Raw genomic sequence first — 17,618 nt, 5'->3', positions numbered from 1 at the left:
CTAATGAGCGCTCAAAAGGGCAGCTACGGAGCAATCGATGCTGGTTTTATGCCCCGTTCAGCGGGGAAAGCGCGAGGGCCAGCACAAAGGCTGCGGCGGCCGTGGCAATGGGCGTCAGGACCCACAGCGACAGGACGTTCCGCACGAGTACCCGGTGGGTACCGGAGTCATGCTGGTTCTCCCCAGCACCCAGCACGCCCGAGGTCACGGTGTGGGTGGTGGACATAGGCCAGTGCAGACCGATGGCCCCGATGAAGAGCAGAAACGCGCTGAAGGTCTGGGCCACCACACCCCGGAGCGGATCAATCCGGATCAGGCGGTACCCCAGAGTATGGGAGATGCGCCAGCCGCCGAAGAGAGTCCCCACGGTGATCATCACGGCCGAAAGCATCGCCACCCACCACGGGACGGAGCCGCCGTCGCCGTAGCCTGCCGCGAGGAGAGCAAGCAGGAGCACCGCGCCGACGCGCTGGCCGTCCTGCAGGCCGTGGCCGAAAGCGACAGCCCCGGCAGCGACCGACTGGGCCGCCCGGAAGCGCTTATTGACGACGTTCGGCTGCGTGTAGCGGGCAGCCCAGGTCATGGGAAATACCAGCAGGTAGGCGCCGACGAACGCGATGACGGGGGAGAGGGCCAGGGGCAGGACAACCTGGAACAGGAGCGACTGGTCCACGCCGCCCACCGCATTCCCGCCCACCAGGACGCTGGCGGTTCCCGCCCCGGCCAGTCCGCCCACGAGTGCATGGGTGGAGGAAGAGGGGATGCCCCGCCACCAGAGAAGCAGGCCCCAAAGGCAGGCGCTCGCCAGCCCGGCTACGAGGATAGTGAGCCCGCTGTCACCCTGCGGCAGGGTGACCCAGCTCTGGCTGACAGCCACGGCAAAGCCGGAACTGAGGAGGGCGCCGATGAAGTTGAAGATCGCGGCCAGCAGTACGGCGACAGTTGGCGTGAGGGCTCGGTTCCGGACAGCCAGCGCCACGGAGTTGGACACATCCCTGAAGCCATTAATGAACGCAAACGCGGCGGCAAGGAGCACCACCAAGGCGAAGATGAACGGCGTCACGTCATGATTCCTTGACGATGATGCTGCCTACCTGGGTCGCGATGCGTCGCATGTTCTTGGTGACGTCCACGAGTTGGTTCGCGATGTCCCTGTTCCGGGCGTACTGCGTGGACTTCATGTCCTTGAGCATGTCCGCGACCCACACCCTGTGCGTCCGTTCCGCGCGCTTGGCCAGGCGCACGATCTCGATCCAGTAGTCCTCCAGTTCGTCCAAGTCGTTCAGCCTGCGCATGGCATCCTCGGTGAGCTCGGCCTGGCGGCTGATGATCTCCAGCTGGTCCGCGGCCCGCTTGGGAAGCCGGTCCAGCTTGTAGAGAGCCACCAGTTCAGCGGCGGCGTCCAGCTTCTCGATTGCCTCGTTGAGCTGGAGGGACAGCCCGTACATGTCCTCGCGCGGAAGGGGATTAATGAAGCTCGTCCGCATGTGGGTCAGCAGGGCAAAATGCAGCTCAGCGGACTTGGCCTCGTGGTCATGCATGACCTCCACCAGCCGGTCATGTTCGGCGGCCGGCGCGCCCAGGATCTCCGCCATGGTGGCGCTGGCCAGGACGATCTGCCGGGCCAACTGGGAGAGGAGGGCCAGCCCCGCGGACTCCTGGGGAAAAAGGCGCAGCTTCATCAGTACCGGTCTCCGGAGGATCGTCAGGGCGGGCACCGCGGTCCCGGGGACATGACGCCCGGCCCGCAGCTAGTAGTACTTTACCGGGAGGTGCATCCGGGCATGAAAATGGTGCCGAACCGGATACGCCTCTCGGCGGTAGGCCGCTCTAGGCGGCTAAATGTTGAAGCCCGGGGGTTTCGCGGTTCGGCACCAGTTTCAGTGTTCTACTTTGGCGGGACCAAGTCAACATTGACAGATCCGGCCTGATAGGTCAGTCGAGCTCGCCCAGCCGCCAGGCGTTAGCGGCATGTTCGAGGTCTTCGGCGGTCTTGACCAACAGGTGCGAGTTCCTCGTCAGCTTGCGGGCATGGACCTCATTGCTCAGGTCGGCGCCGTCGGCGAGCGTGGCCTGTCCGAGGGCGACGACGCGGCAGAAGGCGGCCGAGCGCTCCAGCGCGACATCGAAGTCGCCGTCGAAGGCGCCGGACAAAATGGCGTCCGCCATGGTCCTCATTTCGTCGGCGCCCGGCGGTTCGGCCGCTCCGGCGACGACGTTGGAGACCTGTGCCGTGTCCCTGCCGGCCTTGAAGTAGACCGAGATGCGTTCCGGGTCTTGGACCGTCGCCGCGCGCAGGGCGTACAACCGCCACAGGGCGCCGGGGAGTGAACGTGCAGGGCTTTCGGCCCACATCTCGGCGATGGCGTCGAGGCCCTGCTCGTCGGCGAGCTTGACGAGGCGTCTGGTGATGACGGGATCGTCGCTGTCGCGGCCGTGTCGCACGAGTGCCTGGGCGGCCAGATGGGCCGCTTCGGAGATCCGTGCCGGATCCGCGCCGCCCGCGAAGGGCTCAAAATCAATGGGCGCAAAAGGCTTCGGTTTGTGGTGCCGCCCAGCCCCGCCCGAACCGCTGGTTCCTGCTTTCTCGCTCATGCTCCCCACGCTACTCCTGTGCCGCAAGGGAATCGAGCATGCAGTTTGGGGCACTGGGGCGGGTAAGCACCCTGCCGGCGCATCGAATGAGGCGAACGACGCCGTCAGCCGGTTCCGGTCGGTAAGGCACCGCTGACTGCGGTACAGTATTAAACGTCCAGAAATGGACTGGAACTGATATGCGTCGCGCATGTATCGCGTGCGGGGTTGCAGAGTCGGTTTGGGCCTTTAGCTCAGTTGGTAGAGCATCGGACTTTTAATCCGTGGGTCGTGGGTTCGAGCCCCACAGGGCCCACTCTTTTAGCGAAGAGTGGAAAGTCCCCGGTTTCCTGGCAACAGGGAACCGGGGACTTTTTGTTAGCCGACTCCTGGGACCTCGGCAAACGCCTATTCGTGGTTATGCGCCGAGTCGCGCAGAATAACACCATGACTAAAAGCAACGCGCGGCTGCCGCGGCTTGAGGACGTGGCCGAGCGCGCCGGGGTCTCACACCAGACCGTGTCCCGCGTGATCAACAATCATCCGAACGTCAGCAAGGCCACGCGCGAGCGGGTCGAAGCGGCCATCGCCGAGCTGGGATACCGGCGCAACACGGCGGCGCGGAGTCTGGTCACCCGGCGTTCCCAGACGATCGGCGTCCTCGGCAGCGAACTTTCCCAGTACGGCCCGGCCAACACGCTGCTGGGTGTCGAACAGGCCGCCCGGGATGCGGGCTATTTCGTCAGCATCGCGGCCCTGAGATCAGTCAGCCGCGAGGCGATCTTTGATGCTGTCCGGCACTTCATGGACCAGTCGGTGGACGGCATCGTGGTGATCGTCCCGCATTCCGAGACGCTGCTTGCCCTCGCCGAACTGAACCCCGGTGCTCCGGTGGTGGTGGTGGGCTCGCTGGGAAATGAGTCGGTGAGCAGCGCTATGGTGGACCAGAAACGGGGGGCGGAGCTCGCCGTCGGGCATTTGGTTGAACAGGGGCACCGGAGGATCGGGCACATAGCGGGGCCGCAGGACTGGATCGATGCGGTGGCGAGGGCCGAGGGCTGGAGCGACACCCTGCGTGCCGCCGGCCTGGACGACGATCTCCTGATGGAGGGCGACTGGAGCGCCGGCAGCGGTTATGAGATCGGCCGGAAGCTCGCCGCGGAGCGGGCCGCCACGGCGATTTTCGTGGGCAACGACCAGATGGCGCTCGGCCTGCTGCGCGCTTTCAACGAGGCCGGTGTCCGGGTGCCCGACGACGTTTCCGTGGTGGGTTTCGACGACCAGCCTGAATCGGGCTACTTCATCCCGCCGCTGACCACGGTCCGCCAGGATTTCGAGGAGCTCGGCCGGCGGTGCATGGATCTCATGCTGACCGCCATGAGGGATGGCGAAGGCGGCAGCGTCACGGTGGTGGAGCCCGAGCTGGTGGTACGGGGCAGCACCTCCGCTCCCGCCTAATCAGGGCCGGAGTCGTCCCGCGTTCCCCCTGCCTTATGGGGCAACAGCTGGTACGCTGAATGTTAGCGCTAACGTCGGGAGAGGGATGTCTGTAGGATCTGAAATCAGCCGTCCTCCCGTCATGGAGGACGTGGCCAAACTGGCCGGCGTTTCACACCAGACTGTCTCGCGGGTCCTCAACGCCCACCCGAACGTGAGCCCACAAACGCGGGAGCGCGTCGAGAAAGCCATCGCGGAACTGGGCTACCGGCGGAATACCGCAGCTCGCAGTCTGGTCACCCGGCGGTCCCAGACAATTGGCGTCCTGGGAAGCGACATGTCCCATTACGGTCCGGCCAATACGCTCCTTGGAGTGGAGCAGGCAGCCCGCGACAAAGGCTATTTCGTCAGCATGGCCAGCCTCAGTGAAGTCACACCGGCGGCGATCAAGGATGCCCTCGAATACTTCATGATGCAGTCGGTGGACGGCATCGTCGTTATCGTGCCGCACGAGACCATGTTCGAGTCGCTGAGCACCATCAGCATGGCTGTCCCGTTGGTTGCGGTGGGCTTCGGCGTGGACGAGCGGCTAAGTGTCGCCGCGGTGAACCAGCGGATGGGCGCCAGCCTCGCCGTGCAGCACCTGGTGGACCTTGGGCATGCAGCCATCGCCCACGTTTCCGGCCCGCCCGACTGGATTGACGCCGCGGCCCGCATTGACGGCTGGCAGCGTACCCTCGCGCAGGCAGGACTGGCCGACTCCGTGCTGATCCGGGGTGACTGGAGTGCCGAAAGCGGATACCGCGCCGGGCTTGAACTCGCGGACGCCGGCAGTGTCACGGCCTTGTTCGCGGCGAATGACCAGATGGCGCTTGGAGCCCTGCGTGCCTTTAGCGAAGCCGGCCTGCGCGTCCCGCAGGACATCAGCGTGGTGGGCTACGACGACCAGCCCGAGGCAGCCTATTTCGTCCCGCCCCTGACCACGGTTAACCAAGGTTTTAAGGAACTCGGAGCCCGCTGCATGCAGATGCTGCTCTTCGATATGGCCAATGGCCACTCCGGTGCATCGTCAGTCGTTAATCCGAAGCTCGTGGTCCGCTCCACAACCGCTCCGCCTTCCGTTGGCCAATGAATACTTGCCCAGTGAATGGGGCACGCTGAACTCGGGGAGGGACACGCAGGGCCCGGCAGCGGAAGCGTGCCGGGCCCTGCGGGGAAGTTACTGACAGCCCTGCGGCTATGAGCTCAGAAGGAAAGTGGCTGCGGCTCTGTCGCTCTTGCCGGCTTTGGCCAGAGTCAGGATGCCTTGCCGGAGCACCAGGTAGGAGCCGGGAAGGTCGACCGACTCGAAGGAGGCTCCGGCCGGATCAGACAGGCCAGCCCGCCGGATGAACGCCGACGACGATCCCTCCGTGGAAGCGATCGCGACGGTTGAGCCCTGGATCCGGAGGTAACGACCCTTCGTCAAGATTGGTTCGATGACGACGGAGTTTTTCTTGGCGTAGCCGGGGGCGAGGCGGAACTGGGATGCTGCCAGCGTTGGTGCGGACGAGGCCGTGACGGTGGTGCCGTCATGGACCAGGTAGCTGCCCGGGGCGGCTGCAGATTGCATGCGCACCGGCAGCTCGCCGTCCCCGACGGGTACACCGAAATCGGGGATTCCATCTGCCTTCCAGTACAGCCGCTGAACGCGTGCATGCCTGTTGGGATCAAAGAGGGGGTTGCCGATCGGGTTGCGATAAGACCTGGCATGGTACACGAGCACGTCATTGCCCGCTTCATCGACCGTGAATGAGTTATGCCCCGGCCCGTACTGCTTTGACCCCTCCGATGTAACGAATACCGGCGTCGGGGTTTTGGTCCAGGAGGCCGCGTTGAGCAGATCCGCGTTTTCATCTGCGGTGAGGAGGCCCATGCAGTAGTTGGCGTCCGTAGCGCTGGCGGAGAAGGTCACGAAGATCCGGCCGTTCCGTCTAATGACCGCCGCCCCTTCGTTGACCTTGTACCCCCGGGTCTCCCACTCCAGCGTGGGCACCGCGATGCGGACCGGAGCGCTGGCCAGAGTGGAGGGGGACGACATCGAGGCGATGAACAGGCTTGAATTCACGCCTGTGTCGCTCTGGGCCCAGATCAGGTACCGCGTACCGGCGTGCTCAAATGTGGTGGCATCCAGGGAGAAGGTGTCGGCATGCGTGTAGACCCGGACCGGGGGTTCCCACACGGCGGTGGTCGGATCTGCAGCGGCCGTGGAGATCACGTAGATCCGCACCCGGAAGACGTCGTCGCTGTCGCCGGCGGCGAAGTAGATGTGCCATTTCCCATCAAAGTGATGCAGCTCGGGTGCCCAGATGTATCCTCCCATCGTCCCGGTGGCAGGCCGGGTCCACACCACAGCCTCCGCGGAGCTGCCCAGCCCTGCGATGGTGGAGGAGGAACGGAGGATGATCCGGTCGTATTCGGGCACGGAACCGGTGAAGTAGTACTTTCCGTCGGTGTGCTTCATGAGCCACGGGTCCGCTCGCTGCGGCACGATGGGGTTGATGACCGGCGCTGAGTCGCTGCGGGCGGCGGCCGCAGCGGCCGCCACCAGGGTCCCGGCGCCGGTCCCGGTCACTATCGCGATGGCGGCTGCTGCAGTTCCGGAGCCGAGGAACAGGCGGCGCGAAAACTGCCGGTCGCCCGAAAACTGCCGGTTGAGGGGAACATTCATGCTGAAAGCGTCCTTCCTGGATTCCCTTCGACGCCTGGGCGCGCGGCCGTAACACCGAAGACATCGCGGCATCGCGCGGCAGCGGAGAAGGGGCTCATTGATGAAGCACCGGGCTGGCGGGGCTTGCGGCATTGCGTGTGCAAGCTCCCGGGCCGGGGCTTCGGGATCTGTGAAACGGTGTCGGAGCGGATGAAGCGGTTGGGAACGGGTGGGCAGGGTGTGAAGGCTTGTGCAGGGCCGCTTAGGCGGTCTTCCTGGCGAAGAGCCGCTGCAGCAGGATGAAGACCAGGAGCAGGGCGCCGATAACGATCTTTGTCCACCAGGAACTGAGGGTTCCGTCGTAGGCGATGAAGGTCTGGACAATCCCGAGCACGAGCACTCCCACGACGGACCCAAGGACGTAGCCCGTTCCGCCCGTCAGCAGGGTGCCGCCGATGACGACTGCGGCGATGGCATCGAGTTCCATGCCTTGGGCTGCCAGGCTGTAGCCGGAGAGGCTGTAGAAGGAGAACAGGATTCCGGCGATGGCTGAGCAGAAGCCGCTCAGGGCGTAGACCAGGACCTTGGTCTTCGTCACGGGCAGGCCCATGAGCATTGCTGAGTGCTCATTGCCGCCAATGGCGTAGACGGTCCGGCCAAAGCGCGTGTGGTGGAGGATGTAGAAGGCTGCGGCAACGATCCCGAGCGCCAGGAGCACGCCCGGGGAGACGAAGAGGTCCCCCGGAAGCGGGATCTGGGCCTGCGCCATGGCCGTGAAGAACCCCTCAGTGACAGGGATCGAGTCGAGGCTGATGACGTAGCAGAGGCCGCGGGCGAGGAACATGCCGGCGAGGGTGACAATGAAGGGCTGGATGTCAAAGTACTGGATGATCAGCCCCATAAGGAGGCCCAGCCCGCCGCCAATGAGCAGGACCAGGAAGACGACGGCGGCCGGATTCCAGCCCTGCTGGAGGAGCGTTGCACTGACCATCATCGACAGTGCGACGACGGCTCCGACGGAAAGGTCGATGCCTCCTGTCAGGATCACGAACGTCATGCCGACGGCGAGCACGATCAGGAACGTGTTGTCGATGAAGAGGTTCAGGAACACCTGGCCGGAGAGGAAGCTCGGGTACATTCCCGCACCCACAGCGAACATGGCGATGAAGAGACCCAGGGTCGCAAGGGTAGGTGCGTAGCGGGCACCGCCGCGGATCCGGTTGCGGACAGGTGACTTTTCCTTGACGGCAAGGGGCGTCAGAGTGCTCAGGGGGGACATTAGATGGCGACCTTTTCCTTTGCGGCTTCTTTGGCGGCCGGCTTGGGTGCAGCTTTGAGGCTCCTCAGGAGGTTCCGTGCCTTGGGTGCCTGCAGGAGGCAGACGGTGAGGACCACCAGGGCCTTGAAGACCAGCGTCACTTCCGGCGGGATTCCGAGGGTGTAGACGGTGGTGGTGAGGGTCTGGATGATGAAGGCCCCGACGACGGTCCCCACCAGGGTGTACCGCCCGCCGGCGAGTGACGTACCGCCGATGACCACGGCAAGGATGGCGTCCATTTCAATGTAAAGACCGGCATTGTTCGCGTCGGCTGCGGTGACATTGGAACTGATCATGAGGCCTGCGATCGCGGCGCAGAACGCGCTGAAGATGTAGACGATCCAGATGATGTTCCGCGAGCGGAGCCCGGCCAGGCGGCTGGCCACCGGGTTGATGCCCACGGCTTCAATGAGGGTTCCCAGAGCCGTGCGCCGGGTGAGGACGGTCGCCAGAGTGAAGACCGCCGCGGTGATCAGGATGGAGACCGGAAGGGTGAACAGGTATCCGGCCCCGATTGCCTTGTAATGGTCATTCGATACCGAGATGATCTGGCCGTCGGTGATGAGCTGGGCGATCCCCCTTCCGGCGGTCATCAGCACGAGGGTGGCGATGATCGGCTGCACACCGATCGTCGAGACCAGGAACCCGTTCCACACGCCCAGGAGAAGACCGGCCAGCACGGCGATGAGAACGGCCATGGCTGCCGTTACCGGAGAGGCAGGCTCCGGGGAAGCTGCGATGTACGCGCACGATCCTGCGCCGGCGATTGCCACAATCGCGCCGACCGAAAGGTCAATGCCCCGCGCGGCGATGACCAGCGTCATACCCAGGGCAATGAGGATGGTGGGGGCGCCATTGCGCATGATGTCGATGAGGCTGCCGTAGAGATGGCCGTCCTGCATTCTCAGCGCCAGGAAGTCGGGCCGGAAGATCTGGTTCAGCAGCAGCAAAGCAGCCAGTGCTATCACCGGCCACGCCAGCCGGTTTTTCAGAAGGGATTTCATTGCGTACCTCCGGCGATGACCGTCATGACGTCTTCCACTGAAACGTCGTCATTCTTGATTTCGGCGACCATTTTCCTGTCCTTGATGACGGCGACTCGGTCGCTCAGGCGTAGGACCTCTTCGAGCTCCGAGGAGATGAAGAGGATGGACATCCCTTCGGTCGCCAAGCTGTTGACAAGCTTTTGGATCTGGGTCTTCGCCCCGATGTCGATTCCCCTGGTTGGCTCATCAAGGATCAGCAGTTCGGGGGAGGTGACCAGCCAGCGGGCGAGAAGAACCTTCTGCTGGTTCCCGCCGCTGAGGTTGCGGATGAGCGCATCGGGGTTTGCCGGCCGGATATCGAGCGTGGCGATGTATTCGGCCACCAGCTCGTCCTGGATGCGGCGGGGGACGCGGCGCGCCCAGCCTTTGCTGGCCTGCATGGCCAGCACGAGATTGTCGCGGACCGAGAGGTCGCCGATAAGGCCTTCCTCTTTGCGGTCTTCGGAGCAGAACCCGATCCGCTTATCGATGGCTGCCCGCGGGGAGCGGACCTTTTGGCCGACGCCCTTGATCTTTATGGAGCCCTCATCTGCTTTGTCGGCGCCGAAGATGAGCCTGGCAATCTCTGTCCGGCCCGCTCCCAGCAGACCGGCGAGGCCAACGACCTCGCCGGGGTAGATGGAGAGGTTCACATCTGAAACTGATCCTTTCCTGCCGATTCCGCTCGCCTCAAGGAAGGGCGTCACGCCGGAGCCTGTTCTGGCGCGGGTCCGGGCAGGGGCATGGTCCAGCTCCGCAAGTGCTTCCAGCTCCTTGCCGATCATCTTGGAAATGAGGTTCATGCGGGAGAGGTCCCGGGTCATGTATTCGCCCACGAGCTTGCCGTTGCGCAGGACGGTCATGCGGTCCGAGATCTCGTAGACCTGCTCGAGGAAATGGGAGACGAACAAGATCGCGACGCCGCGCTCACGGAGGTCCCTGATCACGCGGAAGAGCTGGTTGACTTCATCGGCGTCCAGGCTCGACGTTGGCTCATCCAGGATGAGGACCTTGGCGTTGATCTCCACTGACCTGGCAATGGCGATGAGTTGCTGGACCGCGATGGAATGCGAGGACAGCAGGGAACCGGGATCCACATGGTCCAGGTGCAGCTCTGCGAGGACCTCCCGGGTCCGGGACCGCACGCCCTTCCAGTCAATGGAGCCCCGGCGGCGCGGCTCGCGGCCCAGCAGCACGTTTTCTTCAACCGTCAGGTTGGGGCAGAGGTTGACCTCTTGATAGACAGTGCTGATGCCGGCCGCCTGCGATGCGGCCGGCGTCGGGAACTGCTTGCGCTCGCCGAGCACGGTCATGGTGCCGGAATCGATGGTGTAGACGCCGGTCAGGGCCTTGATGAGGGTGGACTTGCCCGCACCGTTCTCTCCCATGAGTGCATGCACTTCACCCTGGAACAGGCGGAAGTTGACTCCGTCGAGCGCCTTAACTCCTGGGAAGCCAATTGCTATGTCGGTCATCTCGACGACCGGAACGCTTTCGTTCATCCTCATATCTTTTCTGTGCTAGGTCTGCCATGCGGCGGGCGCCGTGCGGCGGCGGGGTGGTCCGTCGCCGCACGGGCGTTCAGGGACGCCGTGAACTCAGTAGGGGCGGCTGGCAAGAACCTGCTTGGCCTGCTCCTGGGTGAAGGTGGTTTCCTCCGTGACGACCCGTTCCGGGACGCTCTCACCGGCGAGAACCTTCTTGGCGAGATCCATGAGCTGGTCGCCGAGCATCGGGCTGCATTCAACGATGAAGTTGATCTTGCCGTTGCTCAGGGCGGTCATTCCGTCCTTCACAGCGTCAATGGTGACGATTTTGATGTCCTTGCCGGGGACCTTGCCGGCAGCTTCGATGGCCTCGATGGCGCCCAGGCCTTCGTCGTCATTGTGGGCGAAGACAACATCGATGTCCGGGTTGTTCTTGAGGAAGGCCTCCATGACCTGCTTGCCGCCGCTGCGGGTGAAGTCCCCGCTCTGGGAGGCGATGATCTTCAGCTTCGGATTGGCCTTGATTGCCTCCTCGAACCCTTCCTTCCTGTCGTTCGCAGGTGCGGATCCGGTGGTTCCCTGAATCTCGACGATGTTCACGGTGTCCGATGCGGACTTGGAGTCCTCGACCACCCAGTCGCCGGCCTTTTTGCCTTCTTCAACGAAGTCGGAACCGAGGAACGTCTTGTACAGGGTCTTGTCAGAGGAATCCACCGCCCGGTCCGTCAGGATGACGGGAATATTGGCCGTCTTGGCCTCCTTCAGCACTGTGTCCCAGCCGGACTCCACGACGGGGGAGAAGGCAATGACGTCGACTTTCTGCTGAATGTAGGAGCGGATCGCCTTGATCTGGTTCTCTTGCTTCTGCTGGGCGTCCGAGAACTTCAGATCGACCCCGGCCTTCTTGGCGGATTCCTGTACGGACTTGGTGTTCGCGGTGCGCCATCCGCTCTCGGCGCCGACCTGGGCAAAACCCATGGTGATCTTGTCAGTGCCCGCGGTGCCGGCAGCACTGCCGGTCCCGCCGCAGGCTGTCAACGTGAGCATCGATGCGGCGGCGACCGCAATCAGGGATTTCTTAAACACAACATCCTCCCGGAGGCGTAGTTACATGCAGGCGGGAGACTACGAACACCGCCATCGCTGCAAGTGAGCTGATGCGCTCTGCGACTCATTGTGAACGCTAACAAATAAAGCCGTCAAGTAGTTCAGGTCACAATTCCACGGGTTGTCCGGAATTGGCGACACCCTCCCTTGGGGCACGTCCGAAGCCGGGAAGAATATTTCGATTCAGGCTCCGGAATAAGATGGCATCCCCGACAGGCGCCCTTTACAAGACTGCAAAGTTGCCGAATACTTTTCCCGACGCAGCCTTTGTTAGCGTTAACAGCTTTTGTCACCCATTCATCGGCGGCTCCGCCCGAGGACAGTCTGCATCCTGCAACTGTCGGCGGCCGCCCTGCCTGAGCTGCGCCGGCGAGCCGGCGGACCGTTCAATGGAGAAAGGCCATCTCTTCCATGCCATCAAAACCATCAGGTCCCGCACAGCGGGCCTGCACCATGGCGCTTGCCGGATCACTGGCAGCAGCGATGCTGTCACTGGGCCCGGCTCTGGGCGCCAATGCAGAGTCCGCAACGAACCGCACCATCAACGTCAACGCCGCTGAGACCGGGCCTTCGATCGATTCGACAATGTACGGGGCTTTTTATGAGGACATCAACCAAGGCGCCGACGGCGGCATTTACGCGGAACTCGTCCAGAACCGGTCGTTCGAATTCAGTTCGGGGGACAGCCGCAGCTACTCTCCGATGACCGCCTGGGAGGTCCTGAAGCGGGGCAGTGACGGAACTGCCGCCGTCGTCAACGATGACAACCGACTGAACCAAAACAACCGGAACTACCTCAAAATCGACGCCGTCAGTGCCGGCGCCGGCGGCGGCGCCGGAATCGGCGTCCGTAACAGCGGCTGGAACGCCGGCCAGAAGCTTGAGGCCCACAAGAAGTACAACTACTCAGTCTGGGCGCGCACGTCCAACCCGGCCGGAACGAGTCTTGCCGTAACGCTGGAGACCGCCGAAGGTGCGCGCCTGGACATGGCCACCATCAAGATCAAGGGTGACAGGTGGGCCAAATACGAGGTGACATTGTCGCCCAAGTCCTCCACCGGAGCCGGCAGGCTGGCCACTGTGGTCCAGGGAACCGGCACCGTCCGGCTGGACATGATTTCCCTGTTCCCCCAGGACACGTGGAACGGCCGGGCGAATGGCCTGAGGAAGGACCTCGCCGAAAAGATCGCAGATCTCAACCCCGGATTCCTGCGCTTCCCGGGCGGCTGCATCGTCAATACCGGCAGCTACGACACCTATTCAGCGCCCAACTACACCCGCGCCCGTACCTACCAGTGGAAGGAAACCATCGGACCGGTGGAGCGGCGGCCGGCGAACCGGAACTTCTGGGGCTACAACCAGACGTACGGACTCGGATACATGGAGTACTTCCAGTGGGCCGAGGATATGGGCGCAATCCCCGTCCCCGTTGTTCCCGTGGGTGTCACGGGGTGCGGCGACACCAAAATAGCTCCTGACCAGGCGACCCTTGACCGGTACATCCAGGACACCCTGGATCTCATCGAATTCGCCAACGGCGATGCCAGCACCTACTGGGGCGCCAAGCGCATTGCCTACGGCCATCCTGAGCCCTATAACCTCGACCGCATCGGTCTGGGCAACGAGGAGTACAAGCCCGAATTCAAGGCCTACTTCACCCAGTTCTACAACGCAGTCAGGGCAGCCCACCCCGAGATCAAGATCATCGGAAACACCGGGCCGTTCAGCCAGGGCCCCGAATTCGACGACCTTTCGAAATTCAATGCCGCGACGGGCGTCGACTTCGTCGATGAGCACTACTACAACGATCCCTCCTGGTTCCTGAACAACAACCACCGCTACGACTCGTACGACCGCAACCGCTACAAGGTCTTCCTCGGCGAATATGCCTCCCGCGGCAACAAGCCTGCCAACGCTCTCGCGGAAGCCTCCTACATGACCGGACTCGAGCGCAATGCAGACGTGGTCAAGATGGCGTCCTACGCACCCCTCATCGCCAACGAGGCGAACACGCAGTGGAGCCCGGACATGATGTTCTTCAACGGAACGTCGATACGGACCACCCCGAACTACGAGGTCCAGAAGCTGTTCATGAACAACGTCGGAACCCAGGTGGTGCCGAGCAAGCAGGAAAACCCTGCCAATGCTGTGGCCCCGATTGCAGGCAAGATCGGGCTGTCCACGTGGGCCACCTCCGCCAAATACGACAACGTCAAGGTGACCGGAAACGACGGTTCGACGTTGTTCAGCGACGATTTCTCCGGCACCGATGCAGCCTGGACGGGCAACGGAACCGGATCCTGGTCTATCCAGGACGGCGCCTACGTTCAGTCCAGCACCACAGCCCAGAACACCATGGTCACCGCCGGAAATCCCGAATGGAGCAATTACACGCTCAGCACCAAGGCAACCAAACTCGCAGGTTCAGAAGGCTTCCTCGTCTCCTTCGGAGTCAAGGACACAGGAAACTACTTCTGGTGGAACCTCGGCGGCTGGAACAACTCCCGCTCCGTGGTTGAAAAAGCAGTCAACGGCGCGAAGACGAACGTTATTGAGCGCAACACCGTAATCCAGACAGGCCACGAATACGACATCCGCATCGAAGTGACCGGGCGCATCGCGAAACTCTACCTGGACAACGTCCTGTGGGGAACGGTTGACGATACAACCGCGGATCCCGTCTACTCCGTGGTCACGAAGGATGAAACGTCAGGCGACACCATTGTCAAGGTCGTCAACACCTCAACCGAAAAGGCTCCCGTTGACATCAATGTTTCCGGGGCGGCCGGGATCGCAGCCACTGCCGCCGTAACAACGCTCACCGAGACTTCCGACGGCCAGAACCTCGCCTCCGCTGCCAGCACTTTCAGCGGTGCAGGGCCTAAGTTCACCTACACCTTCGAGCCCAAGTCCGTGACCTTCATCCGCTTGGCTGACGGCACACGCAAGTAGCAAACGTAACCCAGTGCATCACCGGGATGGGCCCGGCTGACAAACCGGCCGGCCCCTCCTGTGAGTTCGGAACTGTTCCGCACCACCCCCGCATTACTTCCGCGCCAGTCCGCGCCTGATGAACCGGTACGTGCAGCTGCGGCCTCCCTAACGCCCTCCCCAACACCACCCGTTAACCGCGGCCCGGCGCCGCCGTAATGAAAGTGTCCTCGATGCCCTTCACCCCCTTTAGAGCCCGCACAGGACCGGCGGCCCTTACCGCGGCCGTCCTTGGGCTTGGCGGCCTTGCGGCAAGCACCCCCGCTCAAGCCGCCATTGACGACGGCCTCGTCCTCAAATACAACCTGACCGAACCGACCGGAGCCGTTGCCGAAGACACCTCCGGAAACGGCCACAACGGCGTCATCAGTGGCGACGCCAGCCGCCTGGGCGGTGAAGGCCTGCAGCTCGGCGGCACCAACGGCCATGTCAGGCTTCCCAACGACATCATGCGGGGGCTTAACTCCATCACCGTTTCGACCGACGTGAAACTGGCTTCGGACCAGCCCGCCCCCTATTTCATTTGGGGACTCGGCAACACGACAAACGGCGTCGGGAATGGCTATTTGTTCACCACCGGCAACTCGTACCGGACGTCCATTGCCAGCGGCAACTGGTCGACGGAGCAGACTGCCAGTGCCGGCAGGGACCTCGCCCGAGGGGCCTGGAAGACCATCACCTACACCCTCGCCGGCGGCACCGCGGTACTGTACGAGGACGGCGTCGAAGTCGCCCGGAAGAGCGGCGTGACCATCACGCCTGGCAGCATCGGCGGCGGCACCACGACGGCCAATTACCTGGGACGATCGGTCTACAGCGGCGACAAGTACCTGAAGGGGCAGGTCCGCGACTTCCGCGTGTACAACCGTGCCCTCTCGGCAGCCGAAGTGCGCGAGCTCGGCTACGTCTCGCCGGAAGAGCGGGTGGCCCTCGATCTGCAGGACCTGGCGCTCGGGGACACAAGCGCCATCACCGGCGGCCTGAAACTGCCACTCACAGGACCCAACGGGTCTGCGTACACGTGGTCGTCGTCGAACGAGGCCGTGGTCTCGTCCACAGGGGCCGTGACCCGCCCCGCCTACGGAACGGGAAACGCGGAAGTGACGCTGACGGCCACCGCAACGTTAGGTGAGGCATCAGCTTCCAAGACGTTCACCGTCACGGTGATCGAGGACATCAGCGACGAACAGAAAGTCAGCGAGGCCTCAGCCGCCCTCACTATATGGCATGCCGAGGGAATCCGTGGCAACATCACCCTTCCTACCAGGGGACTGCACGGAACCACTGTTGAATGGAAGTCGGGCGACGAGTCCGTCATCACTGCGGGCGGCGAGGTTACGCGGCCGGCCTACGGAAACGAGCCCGTCAAGCTGAACCTTCACGCATTCGTCAGCTACGGCAAGACCAAGGTTAAGAGGTCATTCCGGGCCACCGTCCTTCCGTTGCCCAAAGCAGAAGCCAAGGAAGGCTACGCCTTCGCATATTTCACCGGCAACGACATCGCCGGAGAGAACATCTTCATGGCAGCCAGCCGGGGCAACGACGCGCTCAAGTGGGACGAACTCAACGGCGGACAGCCGGTTCTGAAATCGGGCCTTGGAACCAAGGGCCTGCGCGACCCCTTCATCATCCGCTCCCCGGAGGGTGACAAGTTCTACATGATCGCTACCGACCTCTCCATCGGCAGCGGGACTTCGTGGGATGCTTCCCAGCGCATGGGCAGCCAGCACCTGGAGGTCTGGGAGTCAACGGACCTCGTGAACTGGTCCGAGCAGCGGCACGTGAAAGTCTCGCCGGACACGGCAGGAAACACCTGGGCGCCGGAAGCCCACTACGACGAGAAAATAGGCGCCTATGTCGTCTACTGGGCCTCCAAGATCTACGCCGACAATGACCCGAACCATGCCGGCGGCACCCACAACAAGATGATGTATTCCACCACACGGGATTTCCGGACGTTCAGCGAGGCCAAAGTCTGGAATGACCCGGGAAACTCCGTCATCGACTCCACCGTCATCAAGGAGGGAGGCACCTATTACCGCTTCAGCAAGGACGAGGCCCGTGTCTCCGGTTGCCTGGACATCATGCAGGAGAAGTCCACGGACCTGCTGGCCGTCGATCTGCCGACCACGAACCCGCGTAACTGGTCCCTGATGGCCAACTGCATCGGCAAGAACGCCGGGACCGGCGGCGTTGAAGGGCCGACCATCTTCAAATCAAACACCGAAGAGAAGTACTACCTCTTCGTGGATGAATTTGGCGGCCGCGGCTACATCCCGCTGGAAAGCACCAGTCTCGAAAACCCCAACTGGAAGCTCTCAAGCAACTACGAACTGCCGCGCGCCCCGCGCCACGGCACTGTCCTGCCCGTTACCAAAACTGAGCTGGAACGCCTTCATAGCCAACTCGGCTAAGGGCGCTATGGGTCCCGCTCTCAAAAAAGGGCCTTGCCACTCCCAAGAGGGGCTTCCCCTCGTACCTCGGGTTAGAACGCCCCAGAAGGGCTTGAGGCCCGAAGGACTCTGACCTCCACAGGGACAGCGGGCTCCGCCGTCGTAGCGGAGCCCCCTGTCCCATGGTGCATGTCCCAGTGGTGCCAATCCCAGTGGTGCCTGTCCCGATAATGCACTGCACTGAGGGTTCTGCAGAAGCCGGATCCGGCCTGAAGTTGGTCACCGCCAATGCTTGACGTGCAGCTATGTTAGCGTTCACAATCTAAGAGAATCTTTTACGTTTTCGACACCGGGCACAGGGGCCAGTACCTCCCGGATGGAGGTTTAGCATGCAATCGAGTGACGACACCGGTTTCAACCCCGGCAGCGAAAATTACGTGATTGGGGTGGATTACGGCACTCTGTCGGGGCGGGCTGTGGTGGTCCGGGTCCGGGATGGGAAGGAACTTGGCAGTGGGGTGTTCGATTACCCGCATGCTGTGGTCACCGAAGCGCTTCCGGCGGATGTGGCGGGGGCGGCTGATGGAACGGTCATCG

Annotated in this window: 13 protein-coding genes and 1 tRNA gene; 6 read left to right on the top strand and 8 right to left on the bottom strand. The window is 63.0% G+C overall.

Going from position 1 to position 17,618, the window contains the following annotated elements; genetic code table 11:
• Positions 1–46: 46 nt before the first annotated feature.
• The 3 genes from J7E80_RS08720 to J7E80_RS08710 all read right to left on the bottom strand — a co-directional run bounded on the left by J7E80_RS08720 (position 47) and on the right by J7E80_RS08710 (position 2,595).
• Complete coding sequence (locus J7E80_RS08720) at positions 47–1,063, bottom strand: inorganic phosphate transporter (protein WP_215051085.1); 1,017 nt, start codon at positions 1,061–1,063, stop codon at positions 47–49.
• A gap of 1 nt (position 1,064) precedes the next feature.
• Positions 1,065–1,682: a DUF47 domain-containing protein gene (locus tag J7E80_RS08715; protein WP_215051084.1), complete on the bottom strand. Its 618-nt coding sequence runs from the start codon at positions 1,680–1,682 to the stop codon at positions 1,065–1,067.
• A gap of 253 nt (positions 1,683–1,935) precedes the next feature.
• The gene (locus tag J7E80_RS08710; protein ID WP_215051083.1) at positions 1,936–2,595 is read right to left on the bottom strand and encodes a hypothetical protein; all 660 of its coding nucleotides are present in this window, start codon (positions 2,593–2,595) and stop codon (positions 1,936–1,938) included.
• A 222-nt stretch (positions 2,596–2,817) separates the two neighbouring features.
• Between J7E80_RS08710 and J7E80_RS08705 the strand changes: the two genes are divergently transcribed.
• The 3 genes from J7E80_RS08705 to J7E80_RS08695 all read left to right on the top strand — a co-directional run bounded on the left by J7E80_RS08705 (position 2,818) and on the right by J7E80_RS08695 (position 5,143).
• Positions 2,818–2,890: transfer RNA gene (locus J7E80_RS08705), tRNA-Lys, on the top strand.
• Positions 2,891–3,021: 131 nt separating this feature from the next.
• Positions 3,022–4,032, top strand: coding sequence for a LacI family DNA-binding transcriptional regulator (locus tag J7E80_RS08700; protein WP_215051082.1), 1,011 nt, complete (start codon positions 3,022–3,024; stop codon positions 4,030–4,032).
• A gap of 85 nt (positions 4,033–4,117) precedes the next feature.
• Complete coding sequence (locus tag J7E80_RS08695) at positions 4,118–5,143, top strand: LacI family DNA-binding transcriptional regulator (RefSeq protein ID WP_251036655.1); 1,026 nt, start codon at positions 4,118–4,120, stop codon at positions 5,141–5,143.
• A gap of 105 nt (positions 5,144–5,248) precedes the next feature.
• Here J7E80_RS08695 and J7E80_RS08690 read toward each other — a convergent pair whose 3' ends face one another.
• The 5 genes from J7E80_RS08690 to J7E80_RS08670 form a co-directional block, all read right to left on the bottom strand.
• Positions 5,249–6,721, bottom strand: coding sequence for a family 43 glycosylhydrolase (locus J7E80_RS08690; protein WP_215051081.1), 1,473 nt, complete (start codon positions 6,719–6,721; stop codon positions 5,249–5,251).
• Between the two features lie 241 nt (positions 6,722–6,962).
• The gene (gene yjfF, locus J7E80_RS08685; RefSeq protein ID WP_215051080.1) at positions 6,963–7,979 is read right to left on the bottom strand and encodes a galactofuranose ABC transporter, permease protein YjfF; all 1,017 of its coding nucleotides are present in this window, start codon (positions 7,977–7,979) and stop codon (positions 6,963–6,965) included.
• Positions 7,979–9,022: an ABC transporter permease gene (locus tag J7E80_RS08680; protein ID WP_215051079.1), complete on the bottom strand. Its 1,044-nt coding sequence runs from the start codon at positions 9,020–9,022 to the stop codon at positions 7,979–7,981. The genes yjfF and J7E80_RS08680 overlap by 1 nt, the downstream gene beginning before the upstream one ends.
• Positions 9,019–10,545 (bottom strand): sugar ABC transporter ATP-binding protein, encoded by a 1,527-nt coding sequence (locus J7E80_RS08675; RefSeq protein WP_215051078.1) that lies wholly within the window; start codon positions 10,543–10,545, stop codon positions 9,019–9,021. The genes J7E80_RS08680 and J7E80_RS08675 overlap by 4 nt, the downstream gene beginning before the upstream one ends.
• A gap of 96 nt (positions 10,546–10,641) precedes the next feature.
• Positions 10,642–11,616 (bottom strand): ABC transporter substrate-binding protein, encoded by a 975-nt coding sequence (locus J7E80_RS08670; RefSeq protein ID WP_215051077.1) that lies wholly within the window; start codon positions 11,614–11,616, stop codon positions 10,642–10,644.
• Between the two features lie 432 nt (positions 11,617–12,048).
• Here J7E80_RS08670 and J7E80_RS08665 point away from each other — a divergent pair, with 432 nt between their 5' ends.
• From J7E80_RS08665 to J7E80_RS08655, 3 genes are all read left to right on the top strand, one after another.
• Positions 12,049–14,589 carry an alpha-L-arabinofuranosidase C-terminal domain-containing protein gene (locus J7E80_RS08665; RefSeq protein WP_215051076.1) on the top strand — a complete coding sequence of 847 codons (2,541 nt, stop codon included), beginning with the start codon at positions 12,049–12,051 and terminating at the stop codon, positions 14,587–14,589.
• Positions 14,590–14,801: 212 nt separating this feature from the next.
• Complete coding sequence (locus J7E80_RS08660) at positions 14,802–17,042, top strand: immunoglobulin-like domain-containing protein (protein ID WP_215051075.1); 2,241 nt, start codon at positions 14,802–14,804, stop codon at positions 17,040–17,042.
• Positions 17,043–17,410: 368 nt separating this feature from the next.
• On the top strand, positions 17,411–17,618 hold a 208-nt coding region (locus tag J7E80_RS08655), incomplete at its 3' end, for a hypothetical protein (RefSeq protein ID WP_215051074.1).

This window comes from Arthrobacter sp. ISL-28 (assembly GCF_018613875.1).
Classification (GTDB): domain Bacteria; phylum Actinomycetota; class Actinomycetes; order Actinomycetales; family Micrococcaceae; genus Arthrobacter.
This window is presented reverse-complemented; position numbering and strand designations above follow the sequence as displayed.